A 22191-nucleotide genomic window follows, 5' to 3' on the forward strand; every position below is an offset into this window, starting at 1 on the left:
GTAATCAACTATGCTCAAAATAAATAATTATTGAGCTAAAATCCCTGCTCTTTTTAGCAAAGCGTTGATATCGGGTTCTTTCCCACGGAATTCAATGTATAATTTCATGGGGTCTACCGTCCCGCCAGCGCTCAGGAGGCGATGAAATTTTTGAGCTGTTTCGGCATCAAAAATACCATTCTCTTTGAATAATTCAAAAGCATCCGCATCCAAAACTTCTGCCCATTTATAGCTGTAATAGCCAGCGGAATAGCCTCCTTGGAAAATGTGTGCAAAAGAAGTGCTCATATTTGTTCCGCTAATTTTGGGGTAAATTTGTGTTGCCTCAAAAGCTTGATTTTCGTAAACATCAACATCGTCAATAGAACTTGGGTCTGTAGCATGCCAAGCCATATCCAATTTCCCGAAACTGATTTGCCGAACGGTCTGGTAAGCTTCCATGAACTGAGCAGATGCCGTAATTTTATCGACCAATTCTTTGGGGATCACTTCTTTGGTTTGGTAATGTTTGGCAAAAAGTGCTAAAGCCTCTGGCTCGTAGCAGAAATTCTCCATAAATTGAGAGGGGAGCTCCACAAAATCCCAATAGACATTGGTGCCTGCCAGCGATTCATATTGGGTTTTAGCGAGCAAAGCATGAAGCGCGTGCCCAAACTCATGGAAAAGTATTGTGACTTCATCAAAGGTCAATAAACTTGGTTCATTTTTAGTTGGTTTAGTGAAATTACAAACGATAGAAATTTGAGGGATTTTATGCAAATTATTTACAAAAGAGCCATCGCGGAAAGAAGTCATCCAAGCTCCTGCGCGCTTGCCTACTCGTGGGAAGAAATCGGCGTAAAAAATGCCGATGCATTCTTGTGCTTTGTTTTTAACTTCAAAAACTTTCACATCGGGGTGGTAAACTTCAATCTTATTATTCGGAACAAATGAAATTCCGTATAATTTTTGAGCAATGGTGAAAGCTCCTTCGGTCACTTGATTTAATTCAAAGTAAGGTTTCAGCTCTTCGTCGCTCAAGTCAAAGCGTTGCTTTTTTAGTTTCTCAACGTAGAAAGCATGGTCCCAGGGCATTAAATCTTCGATGCCATCTATTCCTTTTGCAAAATCGGCTAAGTTTTCAATTTCCTTTTTTGCCAAAGGATAAGCTTTTTTGAGCAATTCAGCCAAGAAATCATTTACTTTCTCTTTAGATTTAGCCATTCGCTCATCTAAAACGAAATCCGCATGCGTTTCAAATCCCAATAATTTAGCTCGTTGAAAACGTAACCGAACGATTTTTTTGATGATTTCTGTATTATTTTTATCATTATTTTTATCATTATTTTTGAAGGCTTTAACTCCGTTTGCTCGGTAAATTTGTTCTCTCAATTTACGATTTCTTGCAAACTTCAAGAAGCTGAGGTAGCTCGGCATTTGCAGTGTGAAAACCCAACCGCTCAAATTTCGACTTTCCGCTTCTTCTTTAGCCGTTTCTAGAGCGAAATCGGGCAAACCTTCTAAATCAGATTTATTTGTTATATGTAGTTGGTAATCATTGGTTTCTGCCAATAAATTTTGCCCGAACTGAAGGCTCAGCATAGCCAATTCTTTGCTTATTGTTCTCAGTTTTTCTTTATTCTCGCCAGACAATAAAGCTCCATTTTTTTTAAAATTTTTATAGCTTTTTTCCAGTAGCATTTGAGCTTCGTTGTTCAAGCTCAAGCTTTCTTTTTCCTCAAAAACTTTTTTTACTCGGGCAAAAAGCTGCTCGTTGAGCAAAACATCATTACTGAAATCAGACAAAATTGGCGAAATTTCTTGTGCGATTTGCTGAATTTCATCATTGGTTTCTGCTGAATTTAAATTGAAAAAAATTGAACTGATTCTGCTTAAAGCTTCTCCACTCAATGCCAATGCTTCTATCGTGTTTTCAAAAGTAGGTTCAGCTTGATTTTCAGCAATATTTTTGATTTCTAGCCTTGCGTTTTTAATAGCGTGTAGAAAAGCGGGTTTGAAGTCTTTAGTCTCAAAAGCTGAAAAAGGAGGTGTCTGGTATGGTGTAGAGAAAGGTTGGTTTAATAATGGGTTCATATTTTTAAAGGCTTAAAATTTTTTTGGAATAAAATTTAACAAAGCAAAAGTCTATAAAAATAAAATTACTTCAAAAAAAAATCAAAGAGATTCGGCAACGTAAAGGAGCTTTTTTTGGCAAAACTTTTTTGCAATCATAACTTTATTTCTTGATGCTTTCTGCTTTTAAAAAATAGTAAAAAAACAGTCATTAAAAAATTTTTTTAAGCCTTAAAAAAAAAGTAAATTTAGCATTGATATGATGAATATAGAAGATACCTTAGCCAAGAGAGGCTACCTCAACAAGGAAATACCTGAAGGTCTTGACCTGAAAAAGGAAATCAATCGGCTGAAAGAAGAAAAAAATGCAGTGATTTTAGCTCATTATTACCAAACTGCAGAAATTCAGGAACTCTCAGATTTTTTGGGGGATTCTCTTCAGCTAGCTAGGGCAGCGCAGGGAACTGATGCGGAGATTATTGTATTCTGTGGAGTTCACTTTATGGCAGAGGCGGCTAAAATAATCAACCCAACCAAAAAGGTTCTACTTCCTGATTTATTGGCTGGTTGTTCCTTAGCGGATGCTTGCTCTGGCGAGGCTTTGATGGAGTTTAAAAATCAACACCCTGGTGCTGTGGTGGTGACTTACATCAATTGTGATGCTGGGACTAAAGCGGTGAGTGATTACATTGTGACTTCATCCAATGCAGAGCATATCATTGCCCAAATTCCAAAAGAACAAAAAATTATTTTTGCTCCTGATAAGAATTTAGGGGCTTACTTGAGTAAAAAAACGGGTAGAGATATGATTCTGTGGGATGGGAGTTGTATTGTTCATGAGGCTTTTTCATTAGAGAGGATTGCTCAGCAGTTGGCAGAAAACCCAGGGGCAAAACTCATTGCTCATCCTGAGAGCGAACCGCCAGTATTAGAAGCTGCTTCATTTATTGGGTCAACATCTGCATTGCTTGACTTCGTTGAAAAAGATGTTGCAGAAACCTTTGTTGTAGCTACTGAAGAAGGGATTTTGCATGAGATGAAAAAAAGAGCACCTGAAAAAAAGTTAATCCCAGCATTTCCAGAAGATTATTCCTGCCAGTGTAGTGAGTGTATGTATATGAAAAGAAATACTATAGAGAAACTTTACCTCTGCCTTAATTATGAGAAACCAGAAATTATAATGGAAGAAGAGTTGAGAGTTCAAGCTTTAGAGCCTATTGAAAGAATGCTGAAAATGAGCGAAAAAATTAAATGATGACAGATGTTTTAGTCATTGGCTCTGGGATTTCTGGGTTGACTTATGCCCTTAAAGTTGCACAAGCCTTACCTGAAACGAAGATTACTATCGTGACGAAAGGCAATAAAGATGAGTCTAATACCAAATATGCACAAGGTGGAGTAGCTATTGTTTCTGATTTTGATAAAGATAGTTTTGAAAAACATATTGAAGATACAATGCGTGCTGGCGATTATATGAATGAAAGAAGTGTTGTGGAAATGGTCATTCGCCAAGGGCCAGAGCGATTTAAGGAATTGGTAGAGTGGGGCGCAAGGTTTGATGCTAATGATAAAGGAACTTATGATTTGGGAAAAGAAGGCGGCCACACAGAGAATCGAGTGGTTCACCACAAAGACATCACTGGCTATGAAATTGAACGAAGCCTCTTGGCTATGATTGAAATCACGCCTAATATTGAATTACTACCTCATCATTACGTCATTGACTTAATTACAGAACATCACCTTCAGCAGCAGGAACTAAATATAGAAGATATAAATTGTTTTGGTGCTTATGTTTTAGATATTCATACCAAAAAGATTAAAAAAATGACTGCTAAAGTAACCCTTTTAGCAACGGGAGGCTTAGGGCACGTTTATAAAAATACAACCAACCCTATCATCGCAACAGGAGATGGAATTGGATTAGTGCATAGGGCCAAAGGTAAAATTAGTAACATGGCCTTTGTTCAATTTCACCCCACGGCGCTTTATGATGATAAAGATGGGCGATTGCTTCTAATTTCTGAAGCGGTGAGAGGCTTTGGTGCAAAACTTCGTACGATGAGCGGAGAAAAATTTATGCATTTTTATGACGAAAGAGAAGAGCTGGCATCCCGTGATATTGTCTCTCGGGCGATTGATGATATAATGAAAAAAACAGGGGCTGAGTACGTGGGCTTAGACTGCAGGCATTTAGACCAAGAAAAATTTTTAAACTATTTCCCCAATATTTTCCAAGCCTGCATAGAAAGAGGAATAAATCCGTTTGAAGAGTTAGTTCCCGTAGTGCCAGCACAACATTATTTATGTGGAGGAATTGATGTAGATAAAGATGGAACTACTAGCATTCACAATTTATTTAGCGTTGGGGAATGTACCAATACGGGTTTACACGGGGCAAACCGTTTAGCTTCGAATTCTTTACTAGAAGCACTGGTTTTTGCACATAATGCAGCGAAAGCAAGTATAATAAAGTTAAAACAAAAGAATTTTGATTTAGAAAAAATTACTGCCGTTCCAGATTGGACCCCTGCTGAAGCTAGCATCTCTGATGAGCTAGTAGTATTAAAGTTCCTTCGGGAAGAACTTCAGTCGATAATGAGTGATTTAGTCAGTATCGTAAGGTCTGATTTTCGATTGAAATTAGCTTTGGAAAAAGAAGAACAAATTTATAAATCTGTGAAGAAGTTTTATAAATTTTCTGTGCTCTCTCCACAGCTTTCAGAGCTAAGAAATTTAGTCAGCTGTGCTTATCTTATTATTACAGATAGCCTTAGGCAGAAAGAAAATAGAGGAGCTTTTTATAATAAAAATTTAAATCAATGAGACCAGAATACGTTTCAAATCAAGCCTTAAGTCATTTCATCAAAGAAGCTTTAGCCGAAGACATCGGGAGAGGAGATTACTCTACCCTTGCCATTATGAGCGAAGAAGTAAAAAACCAAGCTCAGCTTTTAGTAAAAGATGAAGGAATCATTGCAGGCGTAGAGTTAGCAGAATATATATTTAAATTCTTTGACTCTTCAGTTCGTTTTGAAAAATTGATAAATGACGGCTCTTTTATAAAAAAAGGTGATGTTGCATTCATTGTAGAAGGTTCAGCGAAAAGCATACTTCCCGTAGAGCGATTAGTTTTAAATTGTATGCAGCGGATGAGCGGAATTGCGACACTCACTAATTTTATGCAAGAGAAAATCAAGCATACAAAAACTAAACTTCTTGATACTAGAAAAACAACCCCCAATTTTAGAGTCTGTGAAAAATGGGCTGTAAAAATAGGAGGAGGAGAAAATCACCGTTTTGGTTTATTTGATATGATTATGCTCAAAGACAATCATGTTGATTTTGCAGGAGGCATTGTTCCTGCAATTCAAAGAGCAAAAGAATATTTGAAACAAAACAAATTAAATCTAAAAATTGAAATTGAAACTAGAAATTTAAAAGAAGTCGAAGAGGCTTTAACTCAAAACCCTGATCGTATTATGCTAGACAATTTTAATATAGAGCAAACCAAGGAAGCCGTTGATAGAATTGGAGGAAGAGTAGAAATAGAATCTTCGGGAGGAATTACAATAGAAAATTTAGTAAGTTATGCAGAAACAGGCGTTGATTACATTTCCTCTGGTGCATTGACTTATTCTGCGAGAAGTTTAGATTTAAGTTTAAAGGTAATTTAAAAAAAAATTAGATATTTAAATTAAGCCCGATACTGAAATTTTCTCTGATTTGGAAGCCAGCAAACACATCATCATCATACACGGCTTGTATGGTAAAATTGGTAGACACAAACTTATTTATTTTATATCGAGTGTTGAATGTGTAGTCAATATCAAAGTTTTTGGGGTTAGATAAATAGTTGGAATATAGAGCTAAACGATTTTCAATAGACCATCTTTTTTTGAAAAGTTCGAGTTTGTAGTAAAGTGAAGCATTAAACCCTAAATGATGAATAGAAGAATTACCAGCAGGGATGCCAAAAACTTCAGTTTCATCGCTATTAATGAATTTTTTCTCTTGATTATTGTATTTATAAACAGGCGAAATGATGGAAACCAAACGCCAAGTTACGGGGGCTAAGTTGATGTATAAGTTATTATTTCTTCGCCACATGATACCAACTCCTGTCGTTAGAAAAGAGGGGGACATAAATCCTGAAATTCTGTAGTCTTTTTTTTCGTCTCGTTTATAGTCGTAAGAATTAGAGAATTGTGTTCTAAAGTTAGCAAAATAAGAATAAGAAAGATGAGGGTTGATAATTTTTCCGTAGATGGAGTTGACTTCCAAGCGATCTAGAGATTTCTGAAGACCTTCGCCGTAGAGTTTGCTCAAGCCATATTGCAAGTAAACTTGGTTGTCCCACAAGTTTTTACGGTATTGGTAGTAAATCCGCTGGTTGAGTTGTACATTAAGGTCTAAGCGGCTGTTATTATTTTGCACCCAATTCTCGTAGTGTGTTTGGCCAAAGTTTAGGCGTAGATTCCCATCACGTCGCCAGCCAAGAATAGTATCTGTAGTTGTTATTTTAAAATTTAAATTCCTGAGTTCGTTATACACATTAGAAATTTGCCCGTGACTTTCTACAAAAGATAAAAGACAAAGAATAAAAAAAATATAGCGAACGGTCCACATCTCCCTTATAGATTTACATTTATCCCCAGCCCAAAGACTTCTCTAATTTGAAAACCCGAAAAGGCATCATCGTCATAAATCGTCTGCACGCTTAGATTGGTAGATAAATATTTATTGATTTTGAAAATAAGATTCATCGTATAGTCTAAATCTACATTTTTTGGATTTTCTAAATAATTAGAGTAGAGCGATAAAATATTTTCCATTGTGATGTTTTCCATCAGACTAGCTTTGTAATAGCCAGCAGCATAGAAACCTAATTCATAGCGAGAAGATTTACCAGGATCAACTCCGTAAGTTTCGATTACATTTGAAGAAACGGCCTCTTTTTTACCATCTCCATCTAAATCAGTGTAAGTGAAAACCTCTCCGTTAAGAAATGTAACTTTACTAGTCAACGGAGCTAAATTAAAGTGAAAATTTTGACTTTTCCTCCACAGCAACCCTGGGCCAAAAGTTAAATATGCTGGCTTGAATAGACCAGAAGTCCGAAAACCTCTGTCTTCATCTAAATCGTAATGATAACCGTTGACAAACTGAGTTTTAAAATTCATAAATAGCGAGTAACTCCAGTTTTCAAAAGCTTTTTCCCCTAAGATGGAATTGATTTCTAAGCGGTCATCAGTTTTTCTGAGTCCCTTACTTTCTGTAGAAGACAAACCATAGCTTCCTTGTAGCAAGTTATCCCAAGTCCAAGAACCTTTTTTGTAATAGAAATTGTACTGTGCGTTCAAATTCCCAGCAATGCTATTTTCACCACCAGCTACCCAATTGCTAAATGCAGATTGGTTTAAAAGCAAATTGACTTGCCCAAAGTTTTTCCAGCCATCAAGCGTATCTTTTTCACGAATTTTAGTCCTCTCCAGTTCAGATTTTACTGTATTGAGTTGCGCGAAGCTAATTCCAAAAGTTAAGAGAATTAAAGCAAGGGAAAATTTAAATCCTCTCTTCATTATTTTGATATTCATTACACCATTTTTCTAAAATTTCTACAAACTCGTCTGAATCATTCAAACATGGAATATAAGTGAAACTGTCCCCTCCATTTTTCAAAAATTCTTCTTTGCCTTCCATGGCTAATTCTTCTAACGTTTCTAAACAATCTGAAACAAAAGCTGGTGCCACGACAGCAATATTTTTAGCTCCCTTTTTGGGGAAGTTTTCTAAAGTCTCATCCGTATAAGGCTTTAGCCACGGGTCGCTCCCTAGGCGTGACTGAAAACTCTGCATGACTTTTTTGCTAGGTAAGTTCAACGCCTCACGCACCAGCTCTGTTGTTTTATAGCATTGGTGGCGGTAGCAAGTGGCGTGCGAAGGATTCTCATCTTTGAAGCAGCATTTGCCAATCTCGCAAGTATTGGAGCGATCTGTTTTGTAGATATGCCTCTCTGGAATCCCGTGGTAAGAGAACAAGAGCTTATCAAAAGTCTGAGGCAAATTTTTCTCAATACTTTGTGCCAAGGTTTGAATGTAATCGGGGTGATTATAAAAAGGCGGAAGAAAAGAAATTTTTAAAGCCTTAAAAAATTTTTCTTTAATTTCTAGCGTTTTATCCACCACAGTTTCCGTTGTGCTCATAGCATACTGTGGGTACAAAGGAATCACAAAAACACTTTCACACCCCAGCTGTTGAAGCTCAGTCAATCCCTCCTTTATTGATGGATTCCCGTAGCGCATACCAATGGCGACAGGCATGTCTAGTTTTGCCTGTAACTTTTGCTGTAAACGCTCGGTCAAAACAATGAGCGGAGAGCCTTCCTCCCACCAAATTTTTTTGTAAGCTTTTGCTGATTTTTTGGGGCGAAAGGGCAGAATAAATAAATTCAAAATAATATTTCTCACAAACCAAACATCGATGACTTTAGGGTCTGATAAAAATTCACGCAAATAGCGCCGGACGTCTTTGGTTTTAGTAGAGTCTGGAGAGCCTAAGTTGATAAGTAAAACACCTTTTTTCATTACCTGCAAAGATAAAATTAATAATCATATTTATCTTGCCATCTCAATTTTAGTACTTGGCGATCTTGCTCCTCCCGTTTATTATTTCCAGGTTCATAGAATTTTTGTCCCGAAATTTCCTTAGGCAAATATTCTTGCCGTGCAAAATTACCTTTAAACTGATGCGCGTATTGATAATCTTTCCCATAATCGAGCTCCTTCATCAGTTTTGTTGGGGCATTGCGCAGATGCAAAGGCACGGCTAAATCCCCAGTTTCTTTCACTATCTGTTGAGCTTGATTGATCGCCCTGTAGCAACTATTACTCTTAGGCGAATTAGCCAAATAAATTGCACATTGAGATAAAATGATTCGTGCCTCGGGGTAGCCAATCGTATTCACGGCTTGAAAAGCATTATTGGCCAACATCAGCGCATTGGGGTTAGCGTTTCCTATATCCTCGGAAGCCAAAATAATCAATCGGCGAGCGATAAACTTTAAATCTTCTCCCCCTTCCAACATTCGTGCAAGCCAGTAAACGGCAGCATTGGGATCGCTGCCGCGGATGGATTTGATAAAAGCTGAAATAATATCATAATGCTGCTCGCCAGATTTATCATATTTAGTAACATTTTGTTGAATGATTTGCGATACCAGTTCATTGGTGATGATGACCTCCTCATCATTGCGAAAACTGGCAGTTACAATCTCCAACCCATTCAAGGCTTTGCGGGCATCTCCACCAGAGTAGCGCAACAAAGCATCAGTTTCTTTCAGTTGAATTTTTTTAAGGCTTAAAAAATTATCCTGCTCTATCGCACGATTTAGAAGCTTGATTAAATCATTTTTTTCAAGACTTTTTAAAATATAAATTTGGCATCGAGAAAGCAAAGCTGGCACAACCTCAAAGCTAGGATTCTCAGTCGTCGCACCAATGAGCGTGATATAGCCTTTCTCTACCGCAGAGAGCAAAGAGTCTTGTTGTCCTTTGTTAAATCGGTGAATTTCATCGATGAAGAGTATTGGATTTTTTTCTCCACTGAAAAGTGTTTGTTTCTTTGCTTTCTCTATAATATCACGCACATCTTTCACCCCAGCATTAATGGCACTGAGGGTAAAAAAGGAGCGTCCAGAAACTTCGGCTAATAGTTGAGCTAAAGTTGTTTTCCCTGTTCCTGGTGGGCCCCAAAAAATCATGGAAGAAAGCAGTCCGTTTTCTACCATTAATCGGATAGGAGCGTTCTGACCCAAAAGATGCTTTTGGTTAATATATTCGTCGAGGATTTTGGGGCGCATGCGCTCAGCTAGTGGCGGAATCATGATTTTTTGTAGTTTATTGATTTTCTTTATCTTGTAGGATTTTGAGCAGTAACTTTCTTTGAATAAACATCGATGGCGATGTGCATACTAGAGAATCCCGTATAAATGATTTCTGCATTGAGCCGAACGACATCACCAATCAAGATCGGTTTATAAAATCGAATGCCACCTACATATACGGTCACCGCATAAGACTCTGCCCACGTACTGGCACACGAATAGCCAACTTGGTCTATCCATTTCATTACAGCGCCGCCATGAACTTTCCCCCCGTAGTTAACATCGGTTGGTTCGCTCAGAAACTGAAATTCTATTTTATGCTGTTTTTTCATGATTATTTTTTCCAGAAAAAGGGTGTAAATAAAATCAATATAGTGAAAATTTCTAATCGCCCAATGAGCATTAAAAAACTGCAAAACCACTTGCCGATGGCAGACATTTCAGAAAAATTGTTAACAGGGCTATACTTACCCAGCCCTGGGCCCACATTCCCAAGCGTGCTGGCCGCAACTCCCATTGATGAGAAAAATTCATTTGAAATATTTTCGTCGGTAAAATCAATAAAGGTTAAAATAATTGTAGCTGCCATAAAAATGACAATATAGGCAATGAAAAAAGCCATGACATGGAAAATGACTTTCTTATCTAGAGTTTTTCCGCCCAACCGAACTGGGATTATGGCATGGGGATGAACTAAGCGTTTAAATTCATACCAACTATTTTTGATAAGGATAATGTGGCGGATAATTTTCACGCCTCCTGAAGTGGAACCAGCTGATCCCCCAACAAACATTAGTGTAAAGTAAACTGCCGTGAGGAAAGGCGCCCACTGTGTGAAATCTGCTGAGACAAATCCTGTGGTGGTAATGATGGATAATATGGTGAATAAAGAGTGACGAAAAGAGGGTTCCCAGCCAAAAATTTTGTTCCCGTACTCATCGATATTGACTCCAGGATGAACAACAGAAGTTAATTCTAAATCGGTGTAATAATGAACAATTAAAGTTGAAATAATAGTGAGTATTATGACTATGCCACTATAGTGTAAAAATTCAGCGTCACTGAATATTTTTTTGAATTTTCTTTTAAAGAGGAAATAAATTAAAATGAAATTCATTCCTGAAAAAAACATGAATACACAGATGATATATTGAATAAATGGAAGGTGATTCCAATAAGCGATACTGGCATTTTTAGTCGAGAAACCTCCCGATGAAATCGTGGAAAAAGAATGGTTGACTGCATCAAAAAGATTCATGCCTGCAGCAAAAAGCAAAACAATCTGTAGGCAGGTTAAGATAACATATAGTAACCACAAACGCTTAGCTGTATCGGTAATGCGAGGGTGAATTTTATCGGCCGTTATTCCAGGTGCTTCAGCGATAAAAAGCTGCATTCCACCGATGCCAAGTAGGGGTAAAATTGCCAAGGTGAGCACGATGATTCCCATTCCACCGAGCCAATGTGTCATGCTTCGCCATAGCAAAAGACCCTTGGGCATGATTTCAATATCATTCAAAATACTGGCGCCAGTCGTGGAATAGCCTGACATTACCTCAAAAAAAGCATTGGTCAAGTTGATCGTGTTAATTTCTAAAACTTGGGTAGATAAAAACTCAGCACTTAATAAGTAAGGTAGCGTGCCAAATAAAGCCATCGTTACCCAACCTAAACTTACAATCAAGTAACCTTCTCTCTTTCCGATATCTTTTTTAGCATTTTTAAAAGTAAAAAATGTAGCACAGCCAAACAAACCCGTAATTAATGCCGCAGAAAGCATCCCCTTGAAGCTAGCCTCATTATAGTACAAATTGACTGGAACGCAGCTTAGCATAAAAAGAGCATTGACAATCAAGAGAATGCCTAGCATTCTGAAGATAATGGGGAAATTTATTTTTTTAAAAAAAGGCATAGTAGATCTAAGAAAAGAGATATTCAACTTTTTTGATGGCTTCTAATCTTGAGAAGATCACCACACGGTCGTGCGGAAGGATGACAAAGTCTTTTTGAGGAATAATTCCTTGAAATTTTCTAATAATGCCCCCAATAATTGCTTCTCTTGGGAAGTTTACCTCCTGTATAGTTTTGTTAGCAATTTTTGAATTTTCTTTTACGCGAAACTCTAAAACTTCAGCGGGGGAATCAAAAATATTCATCACATCCAGTACTTTTCCTTTTCTTACATGTTTAAATACCGAATTGGCGGCCATTAGTTTTTTATTGATAAATCCATCAATGCCAATATCTTGCCCCAAATGTAGATACTCGGTGTTTTCTACCAAAGCGATGGTTTTTTTTACACCTTTAGATTTTGCCATCAGACAAGCCATGATATTGGTTTCTGACCTTCCCGTAACGGCCACAAAGGCATCCAGTTCAGAAATGCCTTCTTCATCTAGAAGGTCTGTATCTCGCCCATCACCGTGAATGATTAGCACATCGTCAAACTGATCCGCTAAATCTTCAGCTTTAGCAAAATCTCGTTCGATGATTTTGATATTATGCTTGTGCTGGCGTAGAATTTGGACTGTTTTTTTACCAATCCGCCCACCGCCCAAAATCATAACGTCTGAAAGATCTTCATTTTTTTTCCCTAGATATTCATAAATACTATTGCGGGCTTCTTCTAAGGCTATAAAGTAAACATGGTCGCCTTCTCTGTAAACCGTGTCTCCCCGCGGGATAATACTTTTTGTTTCGCCATCATTAGAACGAATAATAAAAATGGGAATAAAGTTAATCCTATCTCCAAATCGCTGGGCAATATCCCTCACACTATGGTCTATGAACTTAGATTTTCTTTCTAAAAAAACGCCAAATAAATTCAATGCACCACTACCAAAAGAATGCATCTCATTGAAGACAGATTCCTCAATTAAATTAGTAATCTCATTGGCCGCTAACTCTTCAGGCGAAATGAGCATATCTATACCCGCTCGCTGTAGATTTAACGTATTTTTTCTCTCCAAAAATTCAGGATTAGTTACACGAGCGACAACCTTTTTGGCCCCCGACTTTTTAGCGATAAGCGATGCCATTAAATTAGTATTTTGCAGTTGTGTTACAGCGATAAAGATATCAGCTTCTTCTATATTTATTTCTTCCATCAGCTGAAAAGAAGCGGCATCTCCACGATAAGTCATAACGTCAAGTAATCCTTCGATTTTTTGCAGTTTTTCTTTGTCTGTATCTATAACTACAATATCTTGAGACTCATTGGCTAATAATTTAGCAATGTGAAACCCAACTTCACCAGCACCGGCAATGATTATTCTCATAACGAATGTGATAGCTCAAGCTACGAATGTAATTAATTATTTATAAACTACCCCTTATGCATTTGGAAAATAAAATGAAAAACTTATTCATGGAATTGCAGTAATGAATATTATTAATTTGATTTTCAATGAATTAAACACACAAGTAGTTTCATGCAAAATTATACCAAAACTTTTAAGAGTTTTAAAACAAAATTTTTGACTAAAAATTTTATAAGGCTTATAAAAATTCAATAGCTTGGCTGAATTTGTCTTTTAAAAAACTTATCAATAATGTTAAAGCAAACTTGATTTAAATGCACCGCGGCTTTATAAGCTATCTGATTCTTCTTTTTGTCCCATAAACATTAAATAAGCCTTTAGAAAATCATCAATATTCCCGTTCATTACACCATCCACATCAGATGTTTCTTCACCTGTGCGCACATCTTTTACTAGTTTGTAGGGATGCATCACGTAATTTCTAATTTGGCTACCCCATTCGATGCTTTTTTTGTTCGCTTCAATCTCACTACGAGCCGCCATTCTTTTTTCCAATTCGATTTTATAAAGCTCTGATTTCAGCATTTGCATAGCTCTCTCTCGGTTGGCTAACTGAGACCTTTCTACCTGACACACCACAACGATGCCCGTAGGCTTGTGTGTCAACTGGACTTTAGTTTCCACCTTATTGACGTTCTGTCCACCAGCTCCGCCAGAACGAGAGGTCTGCATTTCAATATCATTGGGATTCACTTCAATTTCTATCGTATCATCCACCAAAGGGTAAACGTAGACTGAAACAAAGCTCGTGTGTCTTTTGGCATTGGAGTCAAACGGAGATATTCGCACCAAGCGATGCACACCGTTTTCACCTTTTAAATAGCCAAAAGCAAACTCCCCTTCGATTTCTAAAGTCACAGTTTTCACGCCAGCCACATCGCCATCTTGGTAATTGAGTTCTTTAACTTTGTAGCCATTTTTTTCTGCCCACATAAGGTACATACGCATCAGCATACTAGCCCAGTCGCAACTCTCAGTACCGCCAGCACCAGCTGTGATTTGTAGAACAGCACTCATCTCATCTCCCTCCTCAGACAGCATATTTCTAAACTCAATTTTCTCTAGCAAATTGGTTGCTTTTTGGTACTGCTCATCAATTTCTTCTTCAGAACCCTCTCCCATTTCTTTATAAAATTCATACAAAACATCTAAATCATTGGTTGCCCTTTGAACTTGCTCAAAGTCTTGAACCCAATTTTTCTTGGTTTGGAGCTGTTTTAGATGAAGTTGAGCAGCTTTTGGGTCATCCCAAAACGCTGGCGAAGCTGCCTTTTCCTCGTCATTAGTAATTTCAATTTTTTTCTGTTCGATTTCTAAATAATGGTGGAGATTCTCTACACGCTCTTTCAAATCTTGCAAATTCTCATTCTGAATCATAAATCAAAGATATAAAAACTTTATCTTGCATAAGTGCGGTGGCCGTCTAAATCTTCACCCGTCTGTGATTCTATAAACATAAAGAAATTGAAAAGTTTCCACTCAAACTCCAATCCGTATTTTATCGACGGGCGATAGTCAATATGAACCTCATAAACATTGGGATTAAACCTCATCGGTTGTGAATGACGGTAGTTCCATTCATTAACCAAGCGAATGTTTTTGGAGTGTAAAAATTCTTCTGAATAATAATTCATGGGCAAAGCTCTAGTATTTAAAAAAACACCATAGCTGGGGTCTAAAACAATAACATCATACTCCCCCTCTTCATCAGGTTCTAAATGTAATGTTCTTTGCTCACGTTGATTCTCTCTTGCGTTTTTCATACCCACGCAAGAGTATAGGAATAGAAAACTAAAGCTCAGAATAAAAATTTTCATGGAAAAATCAAGAGCAATTTACGTGCCTTATCATTTCTTTAATATAAAAAAAACACAGCTACTACGCTGTGCTTTATTAAATTATATTTTTTTAAGGCTTATTTTTTTTCATATAAAATTTCAACATCAGGCTGCTCGCTAAACTTTTTGCGTCTTATTTCGTCGGGGTTGCTATCTTTATTAATTCTTTCAAAACGCTCTGCAATACCAAAAGGCAGCCAATAAGGCAAAATGGAGATTAAAAAAGTTAAACACCAAAATCCCGCCATTGCGGTGGCTAAAAAGAATAAAAAGCCTAGAAACTGATCCATCTTAAAACGATTTTAGACCGTAAAATTACGAATTTAAATGAAAAGCACAATTTTTTTAAGCCTTAAAAAATTTTTTCATCAAGATTTTTCTAAAGCTTTAAAAAATTCTTATCTATGCAAGACCTAAAATAACTATTCTTATTTCAGGCCAAAAATAGCCATCAAATTCATGAAATTAATCATTCTTTCGCGCAGCGAATTTATTTATTCTACGGCACGTCTTCTGGAAGAAGCGGAGTACCGAAATCACGATGTAGAAGTTATAGACCCTTTACAATGTAAAATGGTTATGAGGAAAAATAACCCGCAGATCTTGGTTTATGGCGAGAAACTGGAGAAAGTAGACGCCGTTTTGCCACGCATTGGCAGTACTATAACGCACTATGGGTCTGCGGTGATACGTCAATTTGAAATGATGAATACATTCACTACACTTGGAAGCAACGCGCTGCTGAGAAGCCGAGACAAGCTAAGGACGATGCAGCTTCTATCGCGCGAAGGGATAGATTTTCCTCGCACATTCTATTACAGTAGCGAGGCAGGCATCGAAACCGAGGAGATTTTGGAATTAATAGGGGGCTACCCTATTGTGGTGAAGGTGTTGGAGGGAACGCAAGGCCTCGGCGTGATGCTTTTAGACTCTAAAATGGCAGCTGTTTCTGTGCTGGAAGCCTTACATAGTTTGAAAGCAAAGTTTCTGATTCAAGAGTACATCAAAGAGGCTAAAGGTAGTGATATTCGTATAATAGTGGCTGGCAATAAAGTCATTGCAACCATGAAGAGAGAGGGCAAAGAGGGTGATTTCCGCTCCAATATTCACCGAGGAGGTATGGGCTCTCAAGTGGCTTTATCTTACAAAGAAGAAACGCAAGCTCTGCGAGCATGCCGAGCCTTGGGGTTGCAAATAGCTGGTGTTGACCTTATTCGGTCAAGTCGGGGGCCTCTGATTTTGGAAGTTAATTCTTCGCCAGGTTTAGAAGGCATCGAAGCTGCTACGGGTAGAAATATTGCAGAAGAAATGATTCAGTTTATTGAATATCAAGTTTCGAAAGAAAACTATAGAAAAAACAAGTACAAAGGTTAACTTGTTTAAATTTTAATCAAAATAATACGCTAAACAGCATTGAAACAGACCCTAAGGGAAAGGTTATGAAAGTTTTAGAAACAGAAATTCCAAAAGGCAAAGAAAGCGTTGTTTACCTAAAGGTTGCTAATCTGCCTACCCGCACAGAAATCGATATACCAGTATTTATTTATCGGTCGCACCAGCCAGGGCCTTGTGTTTTATTTTCAGCTGGAATGCACGGTGATGAAATTAATGGCGTTGAGATTATTCGCCGCATACTAGATTGTAATTTAAATTTTGTAGAGAGAGGCACCACGATTTGTATTCCGATTATCAATGTCTACGGATTTTTGCATTTTTCTAGGAATGTGCCAGATGGCAAAGATGTTAATCGTTCCTTCCCTGGGTTTAAAGATGGCTCACTGGCATCTAAAGTAGCTTGGAATATCATGCACCATATTTTACCTCTCATTGATTTTGGGATAGACTTCCACACGGGGGGCGACCAAAGGGCAAATTATCCGCAAGTGAGAGGTGATTTTAGCGATACAAATGTTTTGGATTTGGCTCAAAAAACGCACGCACCCTTTTTGGTCAATTCTAGTTTGATTCATCGTTCATTTCGGCAGGCGGCTTACGATTTAGGCAAAAAAATCATTGTTTATGAAGGGGGCGAGAGTTTACGGTTTTCATACCATGCGATAGAAGAGGGCGTAATGTGTGCGCAACATTTTCTGTACGAAAATCAAATGATTCCCCAAGCACCAAAAATCAAACATCAGTCAAAAACATTGACGAATAGAAGCTGGTACCGAGCGCCAGCATCGGGAATGTGGATTGCAGAGATTCACGAAGGCGATTTTGTGAACAAAAATCAATCTTTGGGCTATATTACAAGTCCATACGGGGATTTCATAGAGAAAGTTGTGGCAGAGGAAGACGGCTTCATTATTGGCTTAAACAAGCAGGCTGTGGTAAATAATGGAGAAGCTTTGATAAATTTAGGGAGCATTAGTTAAAAAAAATTAAAGCTTATATCTTTGTAAACTCAATAATTTATTGGCATGTCAAAAACTTATACAGTCACGGCGGCGTTACCCTACGCCAACGGGCCCATTCATATTGGCCACTTAGCGGGAGTTTATATTCCAGCAGACATTTACGTCAGGTATTTAAGAAGAAACGGAAAAGAAGTGTTGTTCGTTTGCGGGTCAGATGAGCACGGCGTTCCTGTGACGATACGCGCTAAAAAAGAAGGAGTCAGCGTGCAAGAAGTAGTCAATCGTTACCATGAACTCATTAAATCAACTTTTGAGAAGTTGGATATTTCTTTCAATATTTATGACAGAACTTCCAGTGCACATCATCATCAAAATGCACAAGATTTTTTTTTAAGGCTAAATAAAAATAATGTTTTTTTAGAAAAACAAACCGAGCAGTTTTATGACGAAGAAGCGGGTGAATTCTTAGCCGATAGGTATATCATAGGTCAATGCCCCAACTGTGGCAACGAGAACGCATACGGCGACCAGTGCGAGAAATGCGGAAGCACACTGAGCCCAGAAGAGTTAATCAATCCTAAATCAGCTCTCAGTGGAGCAAAACCACAAAAAAGACTGACTAAAAACTGGTATTTGCCACTCAATGAATATGAAAGTTTTTTGAGAGAATGGGTTTTAGAAAATCATTCAAATGATTGGAAAGCAAACGTGACGGGGCAAGTAAAATCATGGCTAGACGATGGGCTAAAGCCACGCGCGATGACACGTGATTTAGACTGGGGAATTCCAGTCCCTTTAGATGAAGGCGCAGGCAAAGTCCTCTACGTGTGGTTTGATGCGCCGATTGGCTACATCAGCGCTACCCAAAAATGGGCAGAAGAGCACGGGAAAGATTGGAAAAAATATTGGCAAGGCAATGAAACTGAATTGATTCACTTTATCGGGAAAGATAATATTGTGTTTCATTGCATCATTTTCCCAGTCATGCTCAAAGCTCATGGTGAATACATTTTACCAACGAATGTGCCTGCGAATGAATTTTTGAATTTAGAGAATGATAAGATTTCAACCTCTCGCAACTGGGCAGTTTGGGCACATGAATTTGTAGAAGACCTCCCTGGGAAACAAGATGTCTTACGTTATGTTTTGACAGCAAATTTACCTGAGAATAAAGACAATAATTTCACATGGAAAGATTTTCAACTGAAAAATAATTCAGAATTAGTTGGGATTTTGGGGAATTTTTTCAATCGTGTGATGGTCTTGATTCAAAAGTATTTTGACGGCAAAGTTCCTACGAAAACCAAAAACTACCCTGAGTTAGAAAATTTACACGATTTCCCTGAAGATATAGGGCGTTACTTAGAAAATTTTGAATTTAGAAATGCGCTGAAAGAGTTGATGAATTTAGCCCGTTTGGGGAATCAATTCTTACAAAGTCAAGAGCCGTGGAAAAAAATTAAAACGGATGAAGAAGAGGTGAAAAACATCTTAGCAGCTTCGCTAGAAATCGCTGCAATGTTGGCACAATGCGCTGGCCCCTTCTTGCCCAACGCTTCCGAAAAAATGTTGCAGATGCTAGATCTTGAGGTTTTGTCATGGCAAGAGTTGAAAGAAAAAAGAAGTTTCTTTTCTCAAGCTCATTCGCTCGGGGAGGCTCAGCTTTTATTTGATAAAATTGAAGATGATATGGTAACAGCTCAGTTACAAAAATTAGAAAATACTAAAAAGAATAATCAGATGACGAATCCAAATGCCGAGGCTGAAAAAGAAGAAATTAATTTTGATGATTTTCAAAAAGTAGATTTGCGCGTCGGGACTATTTTAGAAGCGAAAGCCGTAGAAAAAGCTGACCGCCTACTGGAGCTGAAAGTAGATACAGGATTGGATGTAAGAACCATCGTTTCAGGCATTGCAGAGAGTTTTTCTCCGCAAGAGGTGGTTGGCAAAAAATGTACGGTTTTGGTGAATTTGGCTCCAAGAAAAATTAAAGGAATTACCAGCCAGGGTATGCTTTTGTTTACTGAAAATAAAGATGGGAAATTGGTTTTTGTAAACCCTGATAATGAGGTGCCAAATGGTGCTGGAATTGCATAAATTTTCTAAGGCTTAAAAAAAAAGTAAGAATAGTGATTGACTGTTGATAATTAGTAAGTAATAAATGCGGTGAGGTTGGTAGAAAAAGTTATTCCCTAAAGATTGATTCTAAAATTTTTTAAGCCTTAAAAAAAAAATAAAATAATGTCTGAAGCTTATGATTTTGGCCGCCAAGCGGAAGCGTTCGTGGCAGCAAAATACGAAAAAAATGATTATCAAATTCTTGAGCGGAATTGGATTTTTCGTCCAGCAGAAGTGGATATTATTGCTTTGAAAAATAATGTTTTAGCAATAGTTGAAGTTAAAGCTCGGCAAAGTAAGCAAAATGGTTTTGCTGAGGAAAGTGTGAACAAAAAGAAGCGCGCGCTACTGGCGATGGCAGCCAATGAATATATCCTCCGTCATAATATGGATGTGGAATATCGATTTGATATAGCTGTCGTGACGAAAGGAAAAGATGGGTGGGCGGCAAAAATATTTGTAGATGCCTTTCAGGCACACGAATTTTAAACTTTACCTGCACGCTCGAGGTAAAAATAAAATTTAGCAGCTCTTTTTTGATTTTGTTGATAAAAAAAAGCGTCCCTACGAAAAGAAATAGAAATAAAACAATGTAGAGAAAAACAGTGTTGCTAAGGAATGAGTAAGTAATATTGAAAGCATCTCATTTTTGAGGTACTTTTTTTATTTTCATAAAAAAATATAAGGCTTAGAAAATTTTTTCCCAAGCCTTTTTTTAATTTATTAACTATTTTTGACTATTATCCCCAAATACCAAGGAGCTTATCTCAGCGCAGGATTAGCCGCTCTTTTTCTATCACTTTCGGTCAGTAAAATTTTTCTGAGACGAATAGACTGAGGCGTCACCTCCACATATTCATCCTTCTGAATGTATTCTAACGCTTCTTCTAGGCTAAACTTCACTGCAGGAGCAATCTTAGCTTTATCATCAGAACCAGCAGCACGCACGTTAGATAACTTTTTAGTTTTGGTGATGTTTACCACCATATCATCAGCACGTGTATTTTCGCCAATGACCTGACCCTCGTAAATTTTCTCTCCTGGGTCTACAAAGAATGTCCCACGATCTTGTAATTTATCAAGTGAATAAGGAATAGCTTCGCCTGTTTCCATCGAAATCAAAGAGCCATTTTGCCGTCCAGGCACATCACCTTTCATTGGTTGATATTCCTTGAATCGGTGCGCCATAATCGCCTCACCCGCTGTCGCCGTCAAAAGTTGATTTCGAAGTCCTATGATTCCGCGAGAAGGAATTAAAAATTCACAAACCATACGCTCACCTTTATTTTCCATTGATAGAAGTTCACCTTTGCGTAAAGTCACAAATTCCACCGCTTTACCAGAAACTTCCTCGGGTAAATCAATCGTTAACTCTTCTATCGGCTCACATTTCACACCATCAATTTCTTTGATGATAACCTGTGGCTGACCAATTTGCAATTCATAGCCCTCGCGGCGCATCGTCTCAATCAGCACTGAAAGGTGCATCACTCCCCGCCCAAAAACGATAAACTTATCTGCCGCTTCCGTTTGCTGCACACGCATGGCTAAGTTTTTTTCGAGCTCTTTATCCAAACGTTCGCGGATATGCCTAGAAGTCACAAACTTACCTTCTTTCCCAAAAAACGGGGAGTCATTGATGGTGAAAAGCATACTCATCGTTGGTTCATCGATTGCAATAGTTTCCAAAGCTTCTGGATTTTCTGCATCGGCAATGGTATCTCCTATTTCAAAACCTTCTAACCCCACAACAGCACAGATGTCGCCTGCCTGCACGTCTTCCACTTTTACACGGCCCAATCCTGCAAAAATGTGTAATTCTTTAATTCTAGATTTTACAACACTACCATCTCTTTTGACTAAAGAAACTGGCATGTTTTCCTTTAAAATCCCACGCTGAAGTCGCCCAATGGCAATTCGCCCAGTAAAATTAGAATAATCTAAGGAAGTAATCAGCATTTGAGGAGATCCTTCTACATCCACTTTTGGTGCAGGGATATGCTCCACAACCATATCCAGCAATGGCTCGATAGAATCCGTTTGATTCTTCCAGTCCTCACTCATCCAATTTTGCTTCGCTGAGCCGTAAACAGTAGGGAAGTCCAGTTGCCACTCCTCAGCCCCCAATTCAAACATCAAGTCAAAAACTTTCTCATGAACTTCATCAGGCGTACAGTTTTCTTTGTCTACTTTGTTTACCACTACGATGGGTTTTAGCCCCAAATTAATCGCTTTTTGGAGTACAAATCGAGTCTGTGGCATAGGGCCCTCAAAGGCATCCACGAGTAATAAAACGCCATCAGCCATATTGAGTACGCGTTCCACTTCTCCACCAAAGTCGGCGTGTCCTGGAGTATCTATAATATTGATTTTTGTTCCTTTATAGTTGACAGAAACATTTTTAGAAACGATGGTAATACCACGCTCTCTTTCTAAATCATTGTTATCTAAAATTAATTCGCCAGTACTCTCATTGTTTCTAAAAAGCTCACAATGGTGCATAATTTTGTCTACCAAAGTTGTTTTGCCGTGGTCAACGTGTGCGATGATGGCTATATTTCTAATTTCTTGCATATTTTATTTTTTAATGCGTGGCAAAAGTAATGTTTTTATAGAGAAG

19 protein-coding genes are annotated in these 22191 nt (G+C 37.9%); 7 read left to right on the plus strand and 12 right to left on the minus strand.

What is annotated here, in order from left to right:
* Window positions 1-27: 27 nt before the first annotated feature.
* Entirely contained in the window at window positions 28-2073 is a 2046-nt protein-coding gene (locus tag D5J18_RS01525; protein WP_119057256.1) for a M3 family metallopeptidase, read from the minus strand.
* A 238-nt stretch (window positions 2074-2311) separates the two neighbouring features.
* Between D5J18_RS01525 and nadA the strand changes: the two genes are divergently transcribed.
* The 3 genes from nadA to nadC are packed head-to-tail and all read left to right on the plus strand — an operon-like array spanning window position 2312 to window position 5729.
* Window positions 2312-3307 (plus strand): quinolinate synthase NadA, encoded by a 996-nt coding sequence (nadA, locus tag D5J18_RS01530; protein ID WP_119057257.1) that lies wholly within the window; start codon window positions 2312-2314, stop codon window positions 3305-3307.
* A complete protein-coding gene (gene nadB / locus D5J18_RS01535; protein ID WP_119057258.1) occupies window positions 3304-4878 on the plus strand; it encodes an L-aspartate oxidase in 1575 nt (524 codons plus the stop codon). Before nadA ends, nadB begins: the two co-directional genes overlap by 4 nt.
* On the plus strand, window positions 4875-5729 hold the full coding sequence (gene nadC / locus D5J18_RS01540) for a carboxylating nicotinate-nucleotide diphosphorylase (RefSeq protein WP_119057259.1): 855 nt from the start codon (window positions 4875-4877) through the stop codon (window positions 5727-5729). The genes nadB and nadC overlap by 4 nt, the downstream gene beginning before the upstream one ends.
* A gap of 7 nt (window positions 5730-5736) precedes the next feature.
* Here the strand turns inward: nadC and D5J18_RS01545 are convergent, their stop codons facing one another.
* The 10 genes from D5J18_RS01545 to D5J18_RS01590 all read right to left on the minus strand — a co-directional run bounded on the left by D5J18_RS01545 (window position 5737) and on the right by D5J18_RS01590 (window position 15386).
* Entirely contained in the window at window positions 5737-6681 is a 945-nt protein-coding gene (locus D5J18_RS01545; protein ID WP_119057260.1) for a DUF3078 domain-containing protein, read from the minus strand.
* A gap of 5 nt (window positions 6682-6686) precedes the next feature.
* Window positions 6687-7649: a DUF3078 domain-containing protein gene (locus D5J18_RS01550; protein WP_260377422.1), complete on the minus strand. Its 963-nt coding sequence runs from the start codon at window positions 7647-7649 to the stop codon at window positions 6687-6689.
* Window positions 7618-8640, minus strand: a complete 1023-nt coding sequence (gene hemH / locus D5J18_RS01555; protein WP_119057261.1) for a ferrochelatase — start codon at window positions 8638-8640, stop codon at window positions 7618-7620. Before hemH ends, D5J18_RS01550 begins: the two co-directional genes overlap by 32 nt.
* A gap of 17 nt (window positions 8641-8657) precedes the next feature.
* Complete coding sequence (locus D5J18_RS01560; protein WP_119057262.1) at window positions 8658-9938, minus strand: replication-associated recombination protein A; 1281 nt, start codon at window positions 9936-9938, stop codon at window positions 8658-8660.
* Between the two features lie 26 nt (window positions 9939-9964).
* The gene (locus tag D5J18_RS01565) at window positions 9965-10270 is read right to left on the minus strand and encodes an acyl-CoA thioesterase (protein ID WP_119057263.1); all 306 of its coding nucleotides are present in this window, start codon (window positions 10268-10270) and stop codon (window positions 9965-9967) included.
* Window positions 10271-10272: 2 nt separating this feature from the next.
* A complete protein-coding gene (locus tag D5J18_RS01570) occupies window positions 10273-11808 on the minus strand; it encodes a TrkH family potassium uptake protein (RefSeq protein ID WP_245952907.1) in 1536 nt (511 codons plus the stop codon).
* Window positions 11809-11857: 49 nt separating this feature from the next.
* Window positions 11858-13216 carry a Trk system potassium transporter TrkA gene (gene trkA / locus D5J18_RS01575; protein ID WP_119057265.1) on the minus strand — a complete coding sequence of 453 codons (1359 nt, stop codon included), beginning with the start codon at window positions 13214-13216 and terminating at the stop codon, window positions 11858-11860.
* Between the two features lie 309 nt (window positions 13217-13525).
* The gene (prfB, locus tag D5J18_RS01580; RefSeq protein ID WP_119057266.1) at window positions 13526-14635 is read right to left on the minus strand and encodes a peptide chain release factor 2; all 1110 of its coding nucleotides are present in this window, start codon (window positions 14633-14635) and stop codon (window positions 13526-13528) included.
* A 20-nt stretch (window positions 14636-14655) separates the two neighbouring features.
* The gene (locus D5J18_RS01585) at window positions 14656-15075 is read right to left on the minus strand and encodes a DUF6146 family protein (RefSeq protein ID WP_133297991.1); all 420 of its coding nucleotides are present in this window, start codon (window positions 15073-15075) and stop codon (window positions 14656-14658) included.
* Between the two features lie 98 nt (window positions 15076-15173).
* Window positions 15174-15386 carry a hypothetical protein gene (locus tag D5J18_RS01590; RefSeq protein WP_119057268.1) on the minus strand — a complete coding sequence of 71 codons (213 nt, stop codon included), beginning with the start codon at window positions 15384-15386 and terminating at the stop codon, window positions 15174-15176.
* Window positions 15387-15555: 169 nt separating this feature from the next.
* Here D5J18_RS01590 and rimK point away from each other — a divergent pair, with 169 nt between their 5' ends.
* The 4 genes from rimK (at window position 15556) to D5J18_RS01610 (ending at window position 20060) form a co-directional block, all read left to right on the plus strand.
* Complete coding sequence (gene rimK, locus D5J18_RS01595) at window positions 15556-16470, plus strand: 30S ribosomal protein S6--L-glutamate ligase (protein ID WP_119057269.1); 915 nt, start codon at window positions 15556-15558, stop codon at window positions 16468-16470.
* Between the two features lie 65 nt (window positions 16471-16535).
* The gene (locus D5J18_RS01600; protein WP_119057270.1) at window positions 16536-17471 is read left to right on the plus strand and encodes a succinylglutamate desuccinylase/aspartoacylase family protein; all 936 of its coding nucleotides are present in this window, start codon (window positions 16536-16538) and stop codon (window positions 17469-17471) included.
* A gap of 45 nt (window positions 17472-17516) precedes the next feature.
* Window positions 17517-19550 (plus strand): methionine--tRNA ligase, encoded by a 2034-nt coding sequence (gene metG, locus D5J18_RS01605; protein ID WP_119057271.1) that lies wholly within the window; start codon window positions 17517-17519, stop codon window positions 19548-19550.
* Between the two features lie 144 nt (window positions 19551-19694).
* On the plus strand, window positions 19695-20060 hold the full coding sequence (locus tag D5J18_RS01610; RefSeq protein WP_119057272.1) for a YraN family protein: 366 nt from the start codon (window positions 19695-19697) through the stop codon (window positions 20058-20060).
* Window positions 20061-20333: 273 nt separating this feature from the next.
* Here the strand turns inward: D5J18_RS01610 and typA are convergent, their stop codons facing one another.
* Complete coding sequence (gene typA, locus D5J18_RS01615; RefSeq protein WP_119057273.1) at window positions 20334-22145, minus strand: translational GTPase TypA; 1812 nt, start codon at window positions 22143-22145, stop codon at window positions 20334-20336.
* Window positions 22146-22191: the final 46 nt, after the last annotated feature.

Origin of the sequence: Candidatus Ornithobacterium hominis (assembly GCF_900538215.1) — a bacterium.
Lineage (GTDB): Bacteria > Bacteroidota > Bacteroidia > Flavobacteriales > Weeksellaceae > Ornithobacterium > Ornithobacterium hominis.

Coding starts and splice junctions, on each gene's coding strand:
- D5J18_RS01525 (WP_119057256.1), bottom strand. CDS start 2,073: ATGAACCCATTATTAAACCAACCTTTCTCTACACCATACCAGACACCT.
- nadA (WP_119057257.1), top strand. CDS start 2,312: ATGATGAATATAGAAGATACCTTAGCCAAGAGAGGCTACCTCAACAAG.
- nadB (WP_119057258.1), top strand. CDS start 3,304: ATGATGACAGATGTTTTAGTCATTGGCTCTGGGATTTCTGGGTTGACT.
- nadC (WP_119057259.1), top strand. CDS start 4,875: ATGAGACCAGAATACGTTTCAAATCAAGCCTTAAGTCATTTCATCAAA.
- D5J18_RS01545 (WP_119057260.1), bottom strand. CDS start 6,681: ATGTGGACCGTTCGCTATATTTTTTTTATTCTTTGTCTTTTATCTTTT.
- D5J18_RS01550 (WP_260377422.1), bottom strand. CDS start 7,649: ATGAATATCAAAATAATGAAGAGAGGATTTAAATTTTCCCTTGCTTTA.
- hemH (WP_119057261.1), bottom strand. CDS start 8,640: ATGAAAAAAGGTGTTTTACTTATCAACTTAGGCTCTCCAGACTCTACT.
- D5J18_RS01560 (WP_119057262.1), bottom strand. CDS start 9,938: ATGATTCCGCCACTAGCTGAGCGCATGCGCCCCAAAATCCTCGACGAA.
- D5J18_RS01565 (WP_119057263.1), bottom strand. CDS start 10,270: ATGAAAAAACAGCATAAAATAGAATTTCAGTTTCTGAGCGAACCAACC.
- D5J18_RS01570 (WP_245952907.1), bottom strand. CDS start 11,808: ATGCTAGGCATTCTCTTGATTGTCAATGCTCTTTTTATGCTAAGCTGC.
- trkA (WP_119057265.1), bottom strand. CDS start 13,216: ATGAGAATAATCATTGCCGGTGCTGGTGAAGTTGGGTTTCACATTGCT.
- prfB (WP_119057266.1), bottom strand. CDS start 14,635: ATGATTCAGAATGAGAATTTGCAAGATTTGAAAGAGCGTGTAGAGAAT.
- D5J18_RS01585 (WP_133297991.1), bottom strand. CDS start 15,075: ATGAAAATTTTTATTCTGAGCTTTAGTTTTCTATTCCTATACTCTTGC.
- D5J18_RS01590 (WP_119057268.1), bottom strand. CDS start 15,386: ATGGATCAGTTTCTAGGCTTTTTATTCTTTTTAGCCACCGCAATGGCG.
- rimK (WP_119057269.1), top strand. CDS start 15,556: ATGAAATTAATCATTCTTTCGCGCAGCGAATTTATTTATTCTACGGCA.
- D5J18_RS01600 (WP_119057270.1), top strand. CDS start 16,536: ATGAAAGTTTTAGAAACAGAAATTCCAAAAGGCAAAGAAAGCGTTGTT.
- metG (WP_119057271.1), top strand. CDS start 17,517: ATGTCAAAAACTTATACAGTCACGGCGGCGTTACCCTACGCCAACGGG.
- D5J18_RS01610 (WP_119057272.1), top strand. CDS start 19,695: ATGTCTGAAGCTTATGATTTTGGCCGCCAAGCGGAAGCGTTCGTGGCA.
- typA (WP_119057273.1), bottom strand. CDS start 22,145: ATGCAAGAAATTAGAAATATAGCCATCATCGCACACGTTGACCACGGC.